The organism is Actinacidiphila yeochonensis CN732, from assembly GCF_000745345.1.
Classification (GTDB): Bacteria; Actinomycetota; Actinomycetes; order Streptomycetales; family Streptomycetaceae; genus Actinacidiphila; species Actinacidiphila yeochonensis.
Genome location: NZ_JQNR01000003.1, coordinates 824,092 through 842,759 on the forward strand (window position 1 = coordinate 824,092; position 18,668 = coordinate 842,759).

The 18,668-nt window shown below is 75.8% G+C and carries 13 protein-coding genes and 2 pseudogenes; 7 read left to right on the forward strand and 8 right to left on the reverse strand.

Annotated features, from left to right (window positions below):
* Window positions 1–55: 55 nt before the first annotated feature.
* Window positions 56–1,386 (forward strand): annotated as a pseudogene (locus BS72_RS05060) (family 4 glycosyl hydrolase).
* Window positions 1,387–1,699: 313 nt separating this feature from the next.
* On the forward strand, window positions 1,700–2,509 hold the full coding sequence (locus tag BS72_RS05065) for an HAD family acid phosphatase (protein ID WP_037906734.1): 810 nt from the start codon (window positions 1,700–1,702) through the stop codon (window positions 2,507–2,509).
* Window positions 2,510–2,570: 61 nt separating this feature from the next.
* Here the strand turns inward: BS72_RS05065 and BS72_RS05070 are convergent, their stop codons facing one another.
* Both BS72_RS05070 and BS72_RS05075 read right to left on the reverse strand, forming a co-directional pair.
* Window positions 2,571–3,509 (reverse strand): ribonuclease Z, encoded by a 939-nt coding sequence (locus BS72_RS05070; RefSeq protein ID WP_051950684.1) that lies wholly within the window; start codon window positions 3,507–3,509, stop codon window positions 2,571–2,573.
* Between the two features lie 24 nt (window positions 3,510–3,533).
* Window positions 3,534–3,890, reverse strand: coding sequence for a histidine triad nucleotide-binding protein (locus tag BS72_RS05075; protein ID WP_037906735.1), 357 nt, complete (start codon window positions 3,888–3,890; stop codon window positions 3,534–3,536).
* 212 nt (window positions 3,891–4,102) lie between these two features.
* Between BS72_RS05075 and BS72_RS05080 the strand changes: the two genes are divergently transcribed.
* From BS72_RS05080 to BS72_RS05090, 3 genes are all read left to right on the forward strand, one after another.
* Window positions 4,103–4,474 (forward strand): hypothetical protein, encoded by a 372-nt coding sequence (locus BS72_RS05080; RefSeq protein ID WP_037907715.1) that lies wholly within the window; start codon window positions 4,103–4,105, stop codon window positions 4,472–4,474.
* A 260-nt stretch (window positions 4,475–4,734) separates the two neighbouring features.
* Window positions 4,735–8,151, forward strand: a complete 3,417-nt coding sequence (locus BS72_RS05085) for a S41 family peptidase (protein ID WP_037907718.1) — start codon at window positions 4,735–4,737, stop codon at window positions 8,149–8,151.
* 137 nt (window positions 8,152–8,288) lie between these two features.
* On the forward strand, window positions 8,289–8,804 hold the full coding sequence (locus BS72_RS05090) for an NUDIX domain-containing protein (protein ID WP_232792214.1): 516 nt from the start codon (window positions 8,289–8,291) through the stop codon (window positions 8,802–8,804).
* 44 nt (window positions 8,805–8,848) lie between these two features.
* Here the strand turns inward: BS72_RS05090 and BS72_RS05095 are convergent, their stop codons facing one another.
* From BS72_RS05095 to hrcA, 4 genes are all read right to left on the reverse strand, one after another.
* Window positions 8,849–9,592: a 16S rRNA (uracil(1498)-N(3))-methyltransferase gene (locus tag BS72_RS05095; protein ID WP_037906737.1), complete on the reverse strand. Its 744-nt coding sequence runs from the start codon at window positions 9,590–9,592 to the stop codon at window positions 8,849–8,851.
* Window positions 9,589–10,671: a nitronate monooxygenase gene (locus BS72_RS05100; RefSeq protein ID WP_037906738.1), complete on the reverse strand. Its 1,083-nt coding sequence runs from the start codon at window positions 10,669–10,671 to the stop codon at window positions 9,589–9,591. Before BS72_RS05100 ends, BS72_RS05095 begins: the two co-directional genes overlap by 4 nt.
* 88 nt (window positions 10,672–10,759) lie before the next feature.
* On the reverse strand, window positions 10,760–11,893 hold the full coding sequence (gene dnaJ / locus BS72_RS05105; protein ID WP_037906740.1) for a molecular chaperone DnaJ: 1,134 nt from the start codon (window positions 11,891–11,893) through the stop codon (window positions 10,760–10,762).
* The gene (hrcA, locus tag BS72_RS05110) at window positions 11,894–12,910 is read right to left on the reverse strand and encodes a heat-inducible transcriptional repressor HrcA (protein ID WP_037906742.1); all 1,017 of its coding nucleotides are present in this window, start codon (window positions 12,908–12,910) and stop codon (window positions 11,894–11,896) included. It abuts the gene before it with no gap.
* A 292-nt stretch (window positions 12,911–13,202) separates the two neighbouring features.
* On the opposite strand from hrcA, the gene BS72_RS05115 reads away from it, so the two are divergent.
* The gene (locus BS72_RS05115; protein ID WP_063835961.1) at window positions 13,203–14,105 is read left to right on the forward strand and encodes an MBL fold metallo-hydrolase; all 903 of its coding nucleotides are present in this window, start codon (window positions 13,203–13,205) and stop codon (window positions 14,103–14,105) included.
* 90 nt (window positions 14,106–14,195) lie between these two features.
* On the forward strand, window positions 14,196–15,428 hold the full coding sequence (hemW, locus tag BS72_RS05120) for a radical SAM family heme chaperone HemW (protein ID WP_037906744.1): 1,233 nt from the start codon (window positions 14,196–14,198) through the stop codon (window positions 15,426–15,428).
* 137 nt (window positions 15,429–15,565) lie between these two features.
* Here hemW and BS72_RS05125 read toward each other — a convergent pair.
* Window positions 15,566–16,401 (reverse strand): annotated as a pseudogene (locus tag BS72_RS05125) (DUF3097 domain-containing protein).
* Window positions 16,402–16,564: 163 nt separating this feature from the next.
* Window positions 16,565–18,448, reverse strand: a complete 1,884-nt coding sequence (locus tag BS72_RS05130) for an AMP-dependent synthetase/ligase (protein ID WP_037906746.1) — start codon at window positions 18,446–18,448, stop codon at window positions 16,565–16,567.
* Window positions 18,449–18,668 lie beyond the last annotated feature (220 nt).

Below are 18,668 nucleotides of genomic sequence, written 5' to 3' on the forward strand. Positions count from 1 at the left end.
GGCGCCCGGCGGGTGTTGCTCGCGGCGCCGGGCCGGGGTGCGGGAGGATGGGCGCGTGACCAGGTTGACCGTAGTCGGGGGCGGCGGCTTCCGCGTGCCCCTCGTACATGCCGCCCTGCTGGGGGACGAGACCGTCGGTGAGCTCGTCCTGCACGACACGGACGCCCGGCGGCTGCGGGTGACGGCCGCTGTCGTGGCGGCGCAGGACGCCGCGTGGCGGGCCGCCCGCGGGGGCCGGCGCCGGTCGTGCGGGTGGAGTCCGACCTCGACCGGGCCCTGCGCGGCGCGGACTTCGTCTTCTCGGCCGTCCGGGTCGGCGGCACCGAGGGGCGGGTCGGCGACGAGCGGCTGCCGCTGGCGGAGGGGCTGCTCGGGCAGGAGACGGTCGGCGCCGGGGGTGTGCTCTACGGGCTGCGCACGCTGCCGTTCGCGGTGGACCTGGCGGAGCGGGTGCGCGCGGTCGCGCCCGGCGCCTGGGTCATCAACTTCACCAACCCGGCGGGCATGGTGACCGAGGCGATGTCCCGGGTGCTGGGCCCGCGGGTGATCGGGATCTGCGACTCCCCCGTCGGCCTGGTCCGCCGCGCCGCCCGCGCGGCCGGCGCCGACCCGGACGCGCCCGGCTTCGGCTTCGACTACGTGGGCCTCAACCACCTGGGATGGCTGCGCCGGCTCACCGTCGACGGCACCGACCTGCTGCCGGGGCTGCTGGCGGACCCGGCCGCGCTCGGCACCTTCGAGGAGGGGCGGCTGTTCGGCCCGGAGTGGCTGGCGGCGCTCGGCTCGCTGCCCAACGAGTACCTGCACTACTACTACTTCCGGCGGGAGGCGCTGGCGGCCGTGCGTTCGGCCGGCGAGCCCCGGGGCGCGTTCCTGCACCGCCGCCAGTCGGACTTCTACGCGGCCGCGGACGGCCTCGACGGCCCGGCCGCCCTCGACCTGTGGCGGGGCGCCCGCCGCGAGCGCGAGGAGACGTACATGGCGGAGAACCGCGCGGCCACCGGCGGCTGGCAGCGCGACCCGCACGACCTCGACGGCGGCGGCTACGACCGGGTGGCGCTGGCCCTGATGCGCGCCATCGCCCGGGACGAGCGCACGGTGCTCATCCTCAACGTGCCCGGCGGCGGGGCCGTTCCGCTGCTCGACCCGGACGCCGTGGTGGAGGTGCCCTGCGAGGTCGGCGCGTTCGGCGCCCGGCCGCTGCCGGCGGCGGCACCGGACGCCCACCAGGCCGGGCTGATGCTCGCGGTCAAGGCGGTGGAGCGGGCGGCGATCGAGGCGGCGGCGACGGGTTCGCGGGTGGCGGCGCTGCGCGCGCTGGCGGGGCACCCCCTGGTGGACTCCGCCGCCGCGGCCTCCCGGCTGCTGGACGCCGCCGGCTGGTGACCGCCGGGGGCCGCGAGGGGACGCACGGCGGCACGGCGCGGGAGCCCGCGGGGCGGTGCTGAGTCCGCCCGCGCCCCCGGGCCCGCGGGGGTTCCCGACGCCCCGGCGCCGGACTTCCCCCGCCCGTACGGCCGTTGCCGCGGGCGCCCCGAACCCTCCGCCGCACCCTGCGCGCTTGGTGAACGGCGTCTGAACTGCGGCGTAACACCTGGGAAACCACTACTTCGCTGCCACGCGCGTAGATGCTCCTTGACCTGCTCCGATACAGAGGGCTACATTCCGCCGCATCACACCAGCCCTAAGGAGCACCGCCATGCCCCGCGCCCGACTGTCCCTGCGCACCCGCGCCCTGACGATGTCCGCAGCGGCCCTCACCCTGGGCCTCACGGTCTACGGCGTGAGCGCCGCCACGGCCGACAACTCCGTACCGCGCAGCGACCAGCAGATCCCCAACCTCACCGACGTCGTGAACCAGATCAAGGCGTACTACGGCGACACGGTCGACGCCTCCGGCGAGCACCAGGCGTCGCCGACCGGCAACTACGCCAAGCAGGTCGCGGGGGTCGAGGCCAAGGCCAAGGCGTCCATCGAGAAGTCGCTGGCCAAGGGGCTCGACAAGGGCCACGGCAAGGCGCACGGCAAGCCGGCCATCGTGCTCGACGTCGACGACACCAGCGTGCTGACGTACAACTACGAGCTGGAGGTGGGCTTCAACTACACCACCGCCACCAACCAGGCGTACCTCGACACCAAGGACATGCCGGCCGTCTTCGGTATGGACACCCTCACCAACTGGGCCGCCGCGCACGGCGTCACGGTCTTCTGGATCACCGGCCGGCCGGAGGCGCAGCGCGCCGACACCGTCCGCAACCTCAAGGCCGTCGGCTACACCGCCGACCCGGACACCGCGCACCTGTACCTGAAGAACACCGCGAACCCGCCGTCCTACCTGGCGTGCGGCGCGGCATGCAGCACCATCGAGTACAAGTCCGGCACCCGGGCGCACATCGAGTCGCTGGGCTACGACATCGTGGCCAACTTCGGCGACCAGTACAGCGACCTGTCCGGCGGCTCCTCCGACGCGTCGTTCAAGCTGCCCAACCCGATGTACTACCTGCCCTGACGGCTGCCCTCACACCCGCGCTGACGCTGTCCTGACAGCTGTCCGAGGGTCCCCGCGCGGGTCAGCCGCCGCCCGGGCCCGGACCGCCGTGCGCGGTCCGGCGCCTGGGCACCGGCACCCGGTCCAGGTCGCGGGCCACGGTCAGCCCGCCGCGGTAGCCGGCCGCGCGGGCCTGCCGGCCGAACTCCTCCGGGTCGGCGTAGCGCTGCGAGAAGTGGGTGAGCACCAGGTGCCGCACCCCGGCCTCGGCGGCGACCCGCCCGGCCTGGCCGGCGGTCAGGTGGCCGAAGTCCTCGGCGAGCGCGGCGTCCTCGTCCAGGAAGGTCGACTCGATCACCAGCAGGTCGCAGCCGCGGGCCAGCAGCGGCACCGCCGGGCACAGCCGGGTGTCCATCACGAACGCGAAGGACTGCCCCGGCCGGGCCACGCTCACGTCCGCCAGCCGCACCCCGCGCAGCTCGCCCTCGCGCTGGAGCCGGCCGATGTCCGGCCCGGCGACGCCGGCCTCGGCCAGCAGTCCGGGCACCATCCGGCGCCCGTCCGGCTCGTCCAGCCGGTAGCCGAACGCCTCCACCGGGTGCGAGAGCCGGGCCGCGCTCAGGGTGAACCCGGGCGTCCGCGCGACGGGGCCGTCCGCCGCCACCGGCTCCGGACGCAGCTCGGCCGCCTCCCGGTAGGCGGTCGCGTACCGCAGCCGCTCGAAGTACCGCTGCCCGCTCGCCGGGTAGTGCACGGCGACGGGGTGCGGCACCCGGTCCAGGTTGATCCGCTGCACCGTCCCGGCCAGGCCCAGGCTGTGGTCGCCGTGGAAGTGCGTGACGCAGATCCGGGTGAGGTCGTGCGCGCTGACCCCGGCCCGCAGCATCTGCCGCTGGCTGCCCTCGCCCGGGTCGAAGAGGATGCCCTCGTCGTCCCAACGCAGCACGTAGCCGTTGTGGTTGCGGTCACGGGTGGGCACCTGGCTGGCGGTGCCCAGGACGACGAACTCGCGCGGCGACATCCCGGTGGCGTGCGGTCGGCGGCCTCAGACCAGCTGGTGCAGGTCGCGCCCGCCCAGCACGTGGGCGTGCGCGTGGAAGACCGTCTGGCCCGCGCCCTCACCGGTGTTGAAGATGATCCGGTAGCCGGTGCCGGCCACGCCCTCCTGCTCGGCCACCAGCGCCGCCTCGTGCAGCACCGCCGCCGCGGCCCGGGGGTCGCCGGCCGCGAGCTCGCCCGCGTCGGGGTAGTGCGCGCGGGGGATCACCAGGACGTGCGTGGGGGCCTTCGGGGCGATGTCGCGGAACGCCACGGTGGTGTCGGTCTCCCGCACGACCTGCGCCGGGATCTCCCCGGCCGCGATCTTGCAGAACAGGCAGTCCGGCTGCGCTTCTCCCGCCACGTGCTGGCCCCTCTCCGCTCCAGTTGCCGCCCGGCGCCCGCCTCGGGTGCCGCGTCCCGCATCGTACCGGCCGGCCGGCCGCGGGCCGAGGTCCGCGGGTCCCGGCCGCGTCCCCCTGGCTGCCGGGGACGCCCCCGGCCGTCCTGTGCCGTCCTCAGCTGTCCGTCGTGTGGGGGATGTACGGGGGGCGAATGACGCGTCACCGTAAGGGAATGGGACACTCCGGGAAGAATCGGGGCGCGGGTGCGGCCGTCGTCCTCGCCGCGGCGGCGGCCTGCGCGGCGCTCGCCGGCTGCGACCCCGTCAACGGGCTGGACAGCGCCAACGTGTCGGTGGCGACCGACCAGTTGGCCACCAGGCAGCTGACGGCCGACCACGTGGGGGTGCAGTGGCTGTCGTGCGGCGCGTCCGAGGACCCGTCGGCGCCCAGCGTGAACTGCACCGGGTACACCGACGACCAGCGGCGGATCACCGTCAGGGGTGACGTCACCCGGCAGCAGGACCTGAAGTGCCTGTGGGGGCACCTCACCGCCGAGGTCGACGGCGTCACCGTCTTCGACGTGCGGGGGCTCGGCGTCTGCTGAACCGCTCCCGGCCGGGCCCCGCCGGCCGGACCCCCCAGCCGAACCCCGCCGGCCGAACGCCCCCGACCGAGTGTCCCCGGCCGAACTCCCCACCGCTGCCTCGGCCGTGGGAAGTGCCGAGGTCTGCCCCCGTCCGGGGGTGCGATCGTGATTAGGTTGGCGCCGTGACCCAGTCCTCGAACTCCGCGCGTTCCGCAGCCTCCAGGCCCGGCTCCACGTCCGCTCCGTCCTCCCCGCCGCCCGTCGCGGGCCCGTCGTACCTGCGCAACCCGCACCCGCACGGCGGGTCGGTGGCGTTCACGGCCGAGGACGACGTATGGGTGGCCCCGGTCGACGGCGGTCGGGCATGGCGGGTCAGCGCGGACAACATGCCGGTGCGCCGGCCGCGGATCTCGCCGGACGGCTCGCTGGTGGCCTGGGCCTCGACCCGCGACGGCGCCCCCGAGGTGCACGTGGCGCCGCTGGAGGGCGGCCCGGCCGAGCGGTTGACGTACTGGGGCAGCGGACTGACCTCGGTCCGCGGCTGGACGCCCGACGGCCGGCTGGCCGTCGTCACCTCGGCGGGCGAGGCGTCCTCCCGCCGCCCCTGGGCGCACCTGGTGCCGCTGGACGGCGGCCCGGCCGAGCGGCTGCCGTACGGCCCGGTCGGCGACCTGGCGTTCGGGCCCGGCGGGGCGGTGCTGCTCCAGTCGGTGACGATGGGCCGGGAGGCCGCGCACTGGAAGGGCTACCGCGGCGGCACCGCCGGGCGGCTGTGGCTGGACCCGGACGGCGGCGGCGAGTTCGCCCCGGTCCACACCGGCCTCGGCGGCAACATCGAGTGCCCGCTGTGGGTGGGCGACCGGATCGCGTTCCTCTCCGACCACGAGGGCCTCGGCGCGCTGTACTCCAGCCTGCCCGACGGCTCCGACCTGCGCCGCCACACCCCGCTCGCGCCGCGGCCGGAGGACGCCGGGGAGGACGAGTCCGGAGCCGGCTTCTACGCCCGGCAGGCCGCCACCGACGGCACCCGCGTCGCGTACACCGCGGGCGGCCGCGTCCTGCTGCTGGACAGCCTCGACGCCGCCACCCGCCCCCGCCTGCTCGACGTCCGCCTCGGCGGCCAGCGCGCCGACCTCCAGCCGCACCCGGTGCGCGCCGCCGCCCACCTGGGCGAGGCCCGCCCGGACCGCACCGGCCGGGGCAGCGCCGTGGAGGTGCGCGGCACCACCCACTGGGTCACCCACCGCGGCGGCCCGGCCCGGGCGCTGGCGGCCGAACCGGGGGTGCGCACCCGCCACCCGAGGGTGTTCACCCAGAGCGGTGAGGAGTACGTCGTCTGGGTGACCGACGCCGAGGGTGAGGACGCCCTGGAGGTGGCGCCCGCCGACGGTGTGCCGCTCACCACCCCGCGCACCGCGCCCCGGCGGCTGGCGGCCGGGCGGCTCGGCCGGGTGCACGAGCTGGAGGTCTCCCCGGACGGGCACCGCATCGCCGTCGCCACCCACGACGGCCGGGTGCTGCTGGTGGAGACGCAGACCGGTGAGGTCCGCGAGGTGCCGACCGGTGCCGGGGACGCCGAGGACACGGCCGCCGAGGGCGCGCCCGCCGCCCGCGCCGACGCCACCGACCTGGCCTTCTCCCCCGACTCGGGGTGGCTGGCCTGGTCCCAGCCCGGCCCCGGCACGCTGCGCCAGATCAAGCTGGCCGCCACCGCCGACCTCACCGTCGTCGCCGCGACGCCGCTGCGGTTCAACGACTACGCGCCCGCCTTCACCGCCGACGGCCGGCACCTGGCCTTCCTCTCCGAACGCGACTTCGACCCGGTCTACGACGCCCACGTCTTCGACCTGTCCTTCCCGAACGCCTGCCGCCCGTACCTGCTGACGCTGGCGGCCACCACGCCGTCACCGTTCGGCCCGCAGCGGCACGGCCGCCCGTACGGGGACGACGACGAGGACGGCGCGGACGGCGACGACGCCGCCGCCGAGCGGGAGGGCGGCGACGGCGCGGCCGAGGAGAAGGCCGGCGGCGGCGCGGGCGAGGGCACCGGCGGCACGGCGGGCTCCGGCGGCACGGAGGGCTCCGGCGGCGCGGCGGGCGGCACGAAGCCCGCCGAGCGCCCGCACCGCACCCAGGTGGACGCCGAGGGGCTGGCCGACCGGATCGTGCCCTTCCCGGTCGAGGCCGGCCGCTACTCCGACCTGCGCGCGGCCCGCGGCGGCGTGCTGTGGCTGCGCCACCCGCTGGCCGGCGTGCTGGGCACGTCCCTGGCCACGCCGGAGGCGCACCCGCCGGAGAGCGTCCTGGAGCGCTACGACCTGCGGCGGCTGCGAGTCGAGGTGGTCGCCGACGAGGCCGACGACTTCGCGGTCACCGGCGACGGCTCGAAGGTGCTGGTCACCTCCGGCGGCCGGCTGCGGGTGGCGCCCTCGGACGCCAAGTCGGACGACGACTCGGACAGTTCCGTCACCATCGACCTGTCGCGGGTGCGCGTCACCGTGCGGCCGGCCGACGAGTGGCGGCAGATGTTCGACGAGACGCACCGGCTGATGCGCGACAACTTCTGGCGCCCCGACCTGGGCGGCCTGGACTGGGACGCCGCCGCCGAGCGCTACCGGCCGCTGCTGGAGCGGATCGCCACCCACGACGACCTGGTGGACGTGCTGTGGGAGCTCCACGGTGAGCTGCGCACCTCCCACGCGTACGTCAGCCCGCCCGGCGGCCGCCGCGACCCGCTGCACCGCCAGGGGCTGCTCGGCGCCGACCTGTCCCGCACCCCGGAGGGCGCCTGGCGGGTCGACCGGGTGCTGCCCGGCGAGTCCTCCGACCCGCACGCCCGCTCCCCGCTGGCCGCGCCGGGTGTCGCGGTGCGGGCCGGGGACGTGCTGGTGGCCGTCGACGGGCACCCGGTGGACCCGCTGACCGGCCCGGCGCCGCTGCTGGTCGGCACGGCCGGCAAACCGGTGGAGCTGACGGTGGCCCCGGCCGGCGGCGGCCCGCACCGCCACGTGGTGGCGGTGCCGCTGGCCGACGAGGAGCCGCTGCGCTACCACGACTGGGTGGCGGGGCGGCGGGCCCGCGTGCACGAGGCGTCCGGTGGCCGGCTGGGCTACCTGCACGTGCCGGACATGGTCAGCTCCGGCTGGGCCGAACTCCACCGCGACCTGCGGGTGGAGGTCGCCCGGGAGGGCCTGGTGGTGGACGTCCGGGAGAACCGCGGCGGCCACACCTCGCAGCTGGTCGTCGAGAAGCTGGCCCGCCGGATCGTCGGCTGGGACGTCCCGCGCTACGGCCACCCGTACAGCTACCCGTTGGACGCGCCGCGCGGCCCGGTCGTCGTGGTGGCCAACGAGTTCTCCGGGTCGGACGGCGACATCGTCACCGCCGCCGTCCGCGCCCTCGGCATCGGGCCGGTGGTGGGCACCCGCACCTGGGGCGGCGTGGTCGGCATCGACAGCCGCTACCGGCTGGTGGACGGCACGCTGGTCACCCAGCCCAAGTACGCGATCTGGCTGGAGGGCTTCGGCTGGTCGGTGGAGAACCACGGCGTCGACCCGGACGTCGAGGTGCCGTTCGCCCCGCAGGACTGGGCGGCCGGCCGCGACCCGCAGCTGGACCGGGCCGTCGCCATGGCCCTGGAGGCACTGGAGCGCACTCCGGCGAAGTCCGCCCCGCCGCTGCCCGGACGGGAGTAGGCGGCCGGCGGGCGGGGCGGGCGGAAAGGGCTGGGCGGCGTGGAGTCCGGACGTGAGGAGGCCGCGATCGGCACGACCGGCGCGACCGTGGTGGCGGCGCCGGTCAGCGCGGCCGTCGTGGCGCCGCCGGAGCGGGGATGGTAGCCGGGCCGGAGTCCGCCGGGGCGCCGCCGTCCGCCACCGCGTCGATGACGCTGCTGGTGGCGGCGGTGATCGTGCACGACGTGGCGGAGGACCGGGTGCTGCTCCTCCAGCGCGGCCCGGACGCCGCCTTCGCACCCGGCCTCTGGGACCTGCCGACCGGCAAGCACGAGCCGGGCGAGCCGGTCACCGCCACCGCCGTACGCGAACTGCGCGAGGAGACCGGGCTGGTGGTGGCCCCCGCGGACCTGGCCGTGGCGCACCTCGTCCACGGCGCCCGGGCCGTGGGCTCGCCGGGCGGCTACCTCACCGTGGTGTTCGCCGCGCGGCGGTTCGCCGGACGGGCCGCCAACCGCGAGCCGCACAAGCACGCCCGGGTGGAGTGGACCAGCACGGACGCGCTCCCGTCGGAGTTCGTGCCCTCCGCCGGCGAGGCCCTCGCCTCCTACCTGGCCGCCCGTTCCGGCGGCGCCCCCGCCCGCGCCGGGCTCACCCTGCGCGGCTGGGCCTGAGGGCCGCGGCCCGCGGCGGCCGGCCGCCCTTGCCGGTCGCGGCACTAGCTCCAGCGGCCGGTGCGGGCCAGCAGCACGGAGGCCGCCGCCACGCCCGCCGTCGAGGTGCGCAGCACCGTGGGCCCGAGCCGGTACGCGCCCGCGCCCGCCTCGGCGAACGCGGCCAGCTCCTCCGGCGCCACCCCGCCCTCCGGACCGACCACCAGCACCAGCGAACCGGCGGCCGGCAGCGGGGCGGTGGCCAGCGGCGCCGCGCCCTCCTCGTGCAGGACGGCCGCGAAGTCGGCGGCGGCCAGCAGCGGCAGCAGCTGCCGGGTCGTCACCGGCTCGGCGACCTCGGGGAAGCGCAGCCGGCGGGCCTGCTTGGCCGCCTCGCGCGCGGTGGAACGCCACTTCGCCAGCGACTTCGTACCGCGGTCGCCGCGCCACTGGGTGACGCAGCGGGCCGCCGCCCAGGGCACCACGGCGTCCACCCCCGCCTCCGTCATCGTCTCCACCGCCAGCTCGCCGCGGTCGCCCTTCGGCAGCGCCTGCACCACCGTGACGGTGGGCGCCGGCGCCGGCTCGGCCCGCAGCTCGCGCACCTCGACGGTGAGCCGGTCGCGGCCCTCGACGGCGGCCACCACGCCGGCCGCGCCCCGGCCGGCGCCGTCGGTGAGGACGACCTCCTCACCGGGCTGCAACCGCCGCACGGCGACGGCGTGCCGCCCCTCGGGCCCGTCGAGGACCACGGCGGACGGGGAGCCGTCCAGCGCCGCGGGGTCGACGAGGAAGACCGGTGCCGTCATGCGAATGCCTCCTGGGCCTCGTGGAGTTCGGCGGCCAGCGTCTCGACGAGGGCGCCGGCGGACAGTTCCCGGGCCAGCCGGTGGCCCTGCCCGGCCCACAGCGCCATCGCCTGCGGGTCGCCGGCCGCGGCGGCCGCCCGCCGCACCGGCTGGGTGAGGTGGTGGATCTGCGGGTAGCCGGGCGGGGCGTAGCGGCCGTGCTCGCGGACGAACCGGTTGAGCAGGCCGCGCGCCGGACGCCCGGTGAAGGCGCGGGTGATCTCGGTACGGGCGTAGACCGGGTCGGTCAGCGCCCGCTTGTGCAGGGTGTGCGCGCCGGACTCGGGGCAGACCAGGAAGGCGGTGCCGAGCGCGGCGGCGTCCGCCCCGGCGGCCAGCACCGCGGCGATCTGCCGACCGCGCATCAGGCCGCCCGCGGCCACCAGCGGCAGCCGGACCGCCTCGCGCACCAGCGGCACGAGCGTGAGCAGGCCCACCCCGGCGCAGTCCAGCTGCGGGTCGTCGCGGTGGCTGCCCTGGTGGCCGCCGGCCTCCACGCCCTGCACGCACACCGCGTCGGCGCCGGCCTCCTCGGCGGCCACCGCCTCCGCGACGGTGGTGGCCGTCACCATCGTGTAGGTGCCGGCCCGCGCGAACGCCCGCAGGACGGACGGCTCGGGGCAGCCGAAGGTGAAGCTGACCATGGGCACCGGGTCCTCCAGCAGCACCGCCACCTTGGCCTCGTAGGCGTCGTCGCCGCCGGCCTCCGGGTCGCCGAGGTCCGCCGCGTACCAGGCGGTCTCCCCGTGGAGCTGCTCGGCGTACACCGCGACGGCCGAGGGGTCGCAGGTGGCCGGCTGCGGCATGAACAGGTTCACCCCGAAGGGCCGCGCCGTGGCGTCGCGCACCTGCCGGATCTCCTCGTACATGGCCTCGGACGTCTTGTAGCCGGCCGCCAGGAACCCCAGGCCGCCGGCGGCCGAGACCGCCGCGGCCAGCCTCGGGTTGGACCCGCCGCCGGCCATCGGCGCCTGGACGATCGGGTACGCCGAGAACGCCGACAACGCCGAGTACGCGGAGAGATCGGAGGACACGTTCATGCGTTCATCGTGTCACGCGTCGATCGCCGGCCCCTCGCCTCCGGGCCCGGACGGTCCCGGAGGCGAGGCGGGGGCGGGCGGCATCGGGTCAGCGCCCGTTGAACGCGTCCTTCAGGCGGGAGAACAGCCCCTGCTGGCCGGGGGCGAACTGGCCGGTCGGCCGCTCCTCGCCGCGCAGCTGGGCCAGCCGCCGCAGCAGGTCCTCCTGCTCGGCGTCGAGCTTGTTGGGCGTGACCACCTCGACGTGCACGATGAGGTCGCCGCGGCCCCCGCCGCGCAGGTGGGTGATGCCGCGCTGGTGCAGCGGTACCGACTGGCCGGACTGGGTGCCGGGCCGGATGTCGATCTCCTCCAGCCCGTCGAGCGTCTCCAGCGGGCACTTGGTGCCGAGCGCCGCCGCGGTCATCGGGATGGTGACCGTGCAGTGCAGGTCGTCGCCGCGCCGCTGGAAGACCTGGTGCGGCAGCTCCCGGATCTCGACGTACAGGTCGCCGGCCGGGCCGCCGCCGGGGCCGACCTCGCCCTCGCCGGCCAGCTGGATGCGGGTGCCGTTGTCGACGCCGGCGGGGATCTTGACCGTGAGGGTGCGGCGGGAGCGGACCCGGCCGTCCCCGGCGCACTCCGGGCACGGGGTGGGCACCACGGTGCCGAAGCCCTGGCACTGCGGGCACGGCCGCGAGGTCATGACCTGGCCGAGGAAGGAGCGGGTCACCTGGGAGACCTCGCCCCGGCCGCGGCACATGTCGCAGGTCTGCGCGGAGGTGCCGGGGGCGGCCCCCTCGCCGTTGCAGGTGCCGCAGGTCACCGCGGTGTCGACCTGGATGTCCTTGGTGGTGCCGAAGGCCGCCTCGTTGAGCTCGACCTCCAGCCGGATCATCGCGTCCTGCCCGCGCCGGGTGCGCGAGCGCGGGCCGCGCTGCGAGGACTGCCCGAAGAAGGCGTCCATGATGTCGCTGAAGTTGCCGAAGCCCGCGCCGCCGAAGCCCGCTCCGGCTCCGCCGTTGGCCGACAGCGGATCGCCGCCGAGGTCGTAGACCTTCTTCTTCTGCGGGTCGGAGAGCACCTCGTAAGCGGCGTTGATCTCCTTGAACCGCTCCTGGGTCTTCGGGTCCGGGTTGACGTCCGGGTGCAGCTCGCGGGCGAGGCGGCGGAACGCCTTCTTGATCTCGTCCGGGCCCGCGTCGCGGCGCACGCCGAGCACGGCGTAGTAGTCCGTGGCCACCTACGACTCCGCCAGGATCTGTCCGACGTAACGTGCCACTGCGCGTACCGCTCCCATCGTTCCGGGGTAGTCCATGCGGGTCGGTCCGACCACGCCTAGCTTGGCGACGGCCTCGTCGCCCGAACCGTAGCCGACCGCCACCACGGAGGTGGAATTGAGGCCCTCGTGAAAGTTCTCGTGACCGATCCGGACCGTCATCGCCGAGTCCGTGGCCTCGCCGAGCAGTTTCAGGAGCACCATCTGCTCCTCCAGTGCTTCGAGCACCGGCCGGATCGTCATCGGGAAGTCGTGGTGGAAGCGGGTCAGGTTGGCGGCGCCGCCGAGCATGATCCGCTCCTCCTTCTCCTCCACCAGGTTCTCCAGCAGCGTCGCCAGGACGACGGCCACGGCGGGCCGGTCGTCCGCGTCGAAGCTCTCGGTGAGGTCCTGGACCGCCGAGGGTACGTCGGCGAAGCGCAGGCCGACGACCCGGCTGTTGAGGCGGGCCCGCAGATCCGCGAGGAGGATCTCGCCGACGGCGACGGGGCTGTCGATGAACCGCTGCTCCACCCGGCCGGTGTCGGTGATCAGCACCAGCATCATCCGGTAGGGGGAGAGTGTGAGGAGTTCCACATGCCGCACCGACGACCGGGTCAGCGACGGGTACTGCACCACGGCGACCTGCCGGGTCAGCTGCGCGAGCAGGCGGACGGTGCGGGCCACCACGTCGTCGAGGTCGGCGGCGCCGTCCAGGAAGTTCTGGATGGCCCGGCGCTCGGCGCCCGACAGCGGCTTCACCCCGGCCAGCCGGTCCACGAACAGCCGGTAGCCCTTGTCGGTGGGGATGCGCCCGGCGCTGGTGTGCGGCTGGGCGATGTAGCCCTCCTCCTCCAGCACCGCCATGTCGTTGCGGACGGTGGCCGGCGAGACACCCAGGTGGTGCCGTTCGGTCAGCGCCTTGGAGCCCACCGGCTCCTCGGTGCCGACGTAGTCCTGGACGATGGCGCGCAGGACTTCGAGTCTGCGTTCGCTCAGCATCGCGCACCTCCTGCCCGGGCCTCTCAGGCCGTCCGACCTGGCACTCCGCTGTTTCGAGTGCCAGCAATCCCGCAGCCAGTGTACGGCGATGGCACAAGGGCTCGGCAAGAGCGGCAGCGACACGGCGCCGTCCGGGCGACCGGTTCGGGCGGTACGCACCGGAACGACCGTTAAGCGGCGGGGCGGCGCGATGCGGGGCGCCCGCTGTCCGGGCCCGCCGGGCGGCGCCTCCGGCGGGCCCGGACAGGGGCGCGGCGGGCGGCGGCGGGGCCACGGCGATAGCGTCGCCCTTGTGCGGGACTCGGAGAACGCGGCGGACACGGGACAGCCCGAGGGCGACGGCTCGGTGTGGGAGCAGCTGGGGCCCGGCGTGGCCCGGCGGCGGCTGCCGCACCTGGACGTGACGATCGGGCTGGTGGTGGGCGCCGACGGGGTGCTGCTGGTGGACACCGGCTCCACCCTGCGCGAGGGCGCGGAGCTGCGCTCCCAGGTGGCCGACCTCACCGGCGGCAGGTCGGTGACCCATGTGGTGCTCACCCACGGGCACGTCGACCACGTCCTGGGCTCGGCCGCCTTCGAGGGCGCCGAGGTGTACGCGGCGCGCGGCCTGGGTGCCCGCCTGGCCCGCGAGGCCGAGGCGCTGCGGGCGGAGGCGGTCGAGCTGGGCACCGACCCCGCCGAGGCGGCCGAGGCCGTGGCGGCGCTGCTGCTCGCGCCGCCGACCACGGAGGTGGGCGGGGACGGCGCCGGGGACGGCACGGCCGAGGGGGTGGAGCTCGACCTGGGCGGCCGGGCGGTGCTGCTGGTGCGCCCCGGTCCCGGGCACACCCGCCACGACCTGGCCGTGTTCGTGCCGGGGGCGACCGCGAGCGATCCGGCGGTGGTCTTCTGCGGCGACCTGGTCGAGGAGTCCGGCGAGCCCCAGGCCGGCCCCGACGCGGTCCCGTCCGGGTGGCCGGCCGCGGTGGACACCCTGCTGGCCCTCGGCGGCGAGACGGCCCGGTACGTGCCCGGCCACGGCGCGGTGGTCGACGCCAGGTTCCTGCGGGCCCAGCGCGACGAGCTGGCCCGGCGCGCGGCCGGACCCGGCTCCGCACCCGCCGGCCCTGGCGCCTCCACGCCCGCCGGTCCGGGCCCGTCCGCGCCCGCCGGGCCCGCGGACTCGGCCCCTGAGGGCGCCTCCGACCCGGAGTGAGGCTCGGCCGCCCCGGGGTGAAACCGGAGCCGCCGCAGGGGCGCCTCCGCGGCGGGACGGTTCCCGTGCGCGGTGGCGGATACTGAACAGATGCCTTCCGCAACTCCCGACGGCGCCCCCGTCCCGCCGGACGGCGCCCTCCCGGCGTCCGCCCTGGAGCGCGCCGCCGACCGCCCCCTCGGCTTCTACCTGCACGTTCCGTACTGCGCCACCCGCTGCGGCTACTGCGACTTCAACACCTACACAGCCTCCGAGCTGCGCGGCAAGGGCGGCGCCCTGGCCTCGCGGGACAACTACGCGGGCGTGCTGGCCGAGGAGGTGCGGCTGGCCCGGAAGGTGCTGGGCGACGATCCGCGCGAGGTGAGCACGGTCTTCGTCGGCGGCGGCACCCCCACCCTGCTGCCCGCCGCCGACCTGGGCCGGATGCTCGCCGCGATCCGGGACGAGTTCGGGCTCGCGGCCGATGCCGAGGTGACGACGGAGGCGAACCCGGAGTCGGTCGACCCGGACTACCTGGCGGAGCTGCGCGCCCAGGGCTTCAACCGGGTCTCGTTCGGCATGCAGAGCGCCCGCCCGCACGTGCTGCGCGTCCTGGACCGCACCCACACCCCCGGCCGCCCGGAGGCGTGCGTGGCCGAGGCCCGCGCCGCCGGGTTCGAGCACGTCAACCTCGACCTGATCTACGGCACCCCCGGCGAGTCCGACGACGACTGGCGCGCCTCCCTGGACGCGGCGCTGGCCGCCGGGCCCGACCACGTCTCCGCGTACGCGCTGATCGTGGAGGAGGGCACGCAGCTGGCGCGGCGCATCCGGCGCGGCGAGGTGCCGCCGACCGACGACGACGAGCACGCCGACCGCTACCTCATCGCCGAGGAGCGGCTGAGCGCGGCCGGGCTGACCTGGTACGAGGTGTCGAACTGGGCGGCCTCCCGGGAGGCCCGCTGCCGCCACAACGAGCTGTACTGGACCGGCGCGGACTGGTGGGGCGCGGGTCCGGGGGCGCACAGCCACGTGGGCGGGGTGCGCTGGTGGAACGCCAAGCACCCCGGCGCCTACGCGCAGGCGCTCGCCGAGGGACGCTCCCCGGGGGCCGGCCGGGAGGTGCTGTCCGCCGAGGACCGCAGGGTCGAGCGGATCATGCTGGAGCTGCGGCTGGCCGACGGCTGCCCGCTGGACCTGCTGGCCGCCGACGGGACCCAGGCCGCCGCCGACGCGGTAAGGGACGGGCTCCTGGAACCCGCCCCTTACGCGGAGGGCCGGGCGGTACTGACCCTGCGCGGCCGGCTGCTGGCCGACGCCGTCATCCGCGACCTGGTGGACTGACCGCCGGGCCCGGGCGTCGCGGACACTGGGTCCGTGCTGGGTCCGTTCTGGGTCCGCTCTGAGCCCGCGCTCGGTCCGCGCCCGGTCCGCGCCGGGTCCGGCGGCAGCGCCCCCGGCCACCGCGGTAGACCGGCCGGCTACCGCTCGGCCGGCTCGGTGACGAAGTCGATCAGCCGCTCGACGGACCCGAGCAGCTCCGGCTGGAGGTCGCGGTAGGAGCCGACCGACGCCAGGATGCGCTGCCACGCCTCCCCGGTGGTCAGGTGGGACCAGCCCAGGGCCTGGCACACGCCCGTCTTCCAGTCCTGGCCGCGCGGCACCCGGGGCCAGCCGGGGATGCCCACCGACGACGGCTTCACCGCCTCCCACACGTCGATGTAGGGGTGGCCGACGACCAGGACGTCGGGGCCGGTGACCGACGCGGCGATGGCGGACTCCTTGGAGCCGGGCACCAGGTGGTCGACCAGCACGCCGAGCCGGGCGCCGGGCTGCGGGGCGAAGGCGGAGACGATGGCGGGCAGGTCGTCCACACCCTCCAGGAACTCCACGACGACGCCCTCGACCCGCAGGTCGTGGCCCCAGACCCGTTCGACGAGTTCGGCGTCGTGCCTGCCCTCGACGTAGATCCGGCCGGCGCGGGCCACCCGGGCGGGGGCGTCCGGGACGGCGATCGAGCCGGAGGCGGACAGCAGCGGCCCCCGGGGGCCGGCGCGGACCGGGGCCGCACCAGCGTGACGGTCCGGCCGTCGAGGAGGAAGCCGCGCGGCACCATCGGGAAGACCCGGAGCTTGCCGAACCGGTCCTCCAGGGTGACCGTCAGCCCCTCGGCGGTCTTCTCCACCCGCACCACGGCACCGCAGAAGCCCGTCACCACCTCCTCGACCACGAGGTCGGGCTCGGCGGCCACCTCGGGCGCGGGCGCGGACTTCTTCCACGGCGGCGTCAGGTCCGGTTCGTAGCTCCGCTTGTGCATGCGGGGCATCGTAGCCGCGGGGGCGCCGCGGATCGCGCCGGCGGCACCGCGCTACCGAGCCCCGCGTCCGGACCCCACGCCCACGCCCGGGCCCGGGCCCCACGCTCCGGAACGACGGCGACGGTGGTGGGGACGCGGGAGCGGGAGCAGCCCTGACGGGAGGTCAGGACTCGCGCGATCCGGAGTACATCTCGTCGATGAGCGGGGCGAACTCGCGCTCCACGACCGGCCGCTTGAGCTTCAGGCTCGGGGTCAGCTCGCCGTGCTCGATGTCGAGGTCGCGCGGCAGGATGCGGAACTGCCGCACCTGCTGCCAGCGCTGGAGGCCCGCGTTGAGCTCCGCGACGTGCCCGGCGATCAGCTCGCGCACCTTGTCGCTGGTGACGACCTGCTCGTAGGAGCGGCCGCCGAGGCCGTTCTCCCTGGCCCAGCCGAGGATCGTCGGCTCGTCCAGGGCCACCAGGGCGCTGCAGAAGTTGCGGCCGCCGCCGAGCACCAGCACGTTGCTGACGAACGGGCAGACCGCCTTGAACCTGCCCTCCACCTCGGCCGGCGCGATGTACTTGCCGCCGGAGGTCTTGATCAGGTCCTTCTTGCGGTCGGTGATCTTCAGGTAGCCGTCGGGCGACAGCTCGCCGATGTCGCCGGTGTGGAACCAGCCGTCGGGCTCCAGCACCTCGGCGGTCTTCTCCGGCAGCCCGTGGTAGCCCTGCATGATGCCCGGGCCGCGCAGCAGCACCTCGCCGTCCTCCGCGATCCGCACCTCCAGTCCGGGCAGCGCCTTGCCGACGGTGCCGGTGCGGTAGGACTCGCCGGGGTTGACGAAGTTGGCCGCGCTGGACTCGGTGAGGCCGTAGCCCTCCAGGATGTGGATGCCGGCGCCGGCGAAGAAGTAGCCGATCTCGGGCGCGAGCGCCGCGGAGCCGGAGACGCAGGCCCGCAGCCGGCCGCCGAACGCCTCCCGCAGCTTGGAGTAGACCAGCCGGTCGGCGACGGCGTGCTTGGCGCGCAGTGCCGCCGGGGCGGAGCGGGTGCCGGTCAGCCGCAGGCTCTCCTGGGTGGCCCTGGCGTAGTCGCGGGCGACGGCGGCCGCCCACTGGAAGACCCGGTACTGCGCCGCGCCGCCCTCGCGGGCCCGGGCGGCCACGCCGTTGTAGACCTTCTCGAAGATCCGCGGCACGGCCGCCATGTAGGTGGGGCGCACCACCGGCAGGTTCTCGATGATCCGGTCGACCCGGCCGTCGACCGCGGTGACGTGCCCGACCGCGATGTGCCCGGCGGTGAGCACCTTGCCGAAGACGTGGGCCAGCGGCAGCCACAGGTACTGGACGTCGTCCCCGTCGAGCAGCCCGACGGCCTGGATGGCGCGGGCCATGTACGACCACGCGTCGTGCGGCAGCCGCACGCCCTTGGGGCGGCCGGTGGTGCCGGAGGTGTAGATGAGCGTGGCGAGCTGGTCCCTGGTGAGCGAGGCGACGGTGTCGGCGACCGCCTCGGGGTGCTGCTCCAGGTAGGCGGCGCCGCGCTTCTCCAGGTCGGCCAGTGACAGCACCCAGCCGTCGCCTTCCTGGTCCACGGCCGCCTCGGGGTCCATGACCACGACGTGGGCCAGCTCCGGCAGCTCGGCGCGGTGGCCGCGGACCTTCTCCAGCTGCGCGGTGTCCTCGGCGACCAGCACCCGGCAGCCGGAGTCGGAGAGGATGAAGACCGTCTCGTCGGCGTTGGTGGTCGGGTAGACGGTGGTGGTGGCGGCGCCGGCGCACAGGACGCCGAGATCCGTGAGGATCCACTCCACGCTGGTGCCGGCGGCGATGGCCACCCGCTCCTCCGGGAGCACCCCGAGGTCCATCAGCCCGGCCGCGACGGCGGTGACCCGGTCGGCGGCCTGGCGCCAGGTCAGCGACCGCCAGCCGTCGGGACCCGCGCCGGACTCCGGCGGCACCGGGTAGCGGTACGCCTCCGCGTCGGGCGTGGCCGCGACCCGCTCCAGGAAGAGGACCGCCACGGACGGCGGTCGGCTATCGATCAGCGTCTTCGTGTCGGTCACGAGTACCTCCGGGGCGTCACACGTTTATTAACTCACCGGTAACCTTCGGACGCCAGGGTAGAGGCCCGGAGGCCCGTACGTAAGGGCCCCACCCCGGCCGATCGGCCACTCCACCCTCCCGGGGTCCCCGGGCGCCGGGGCCCTCGCGCGCCTTCCCGCATCCCGGCCGGGCATGCGAAGGACGACGCGGCGGCCCGCGTACGGCACCCGTACAGCACCC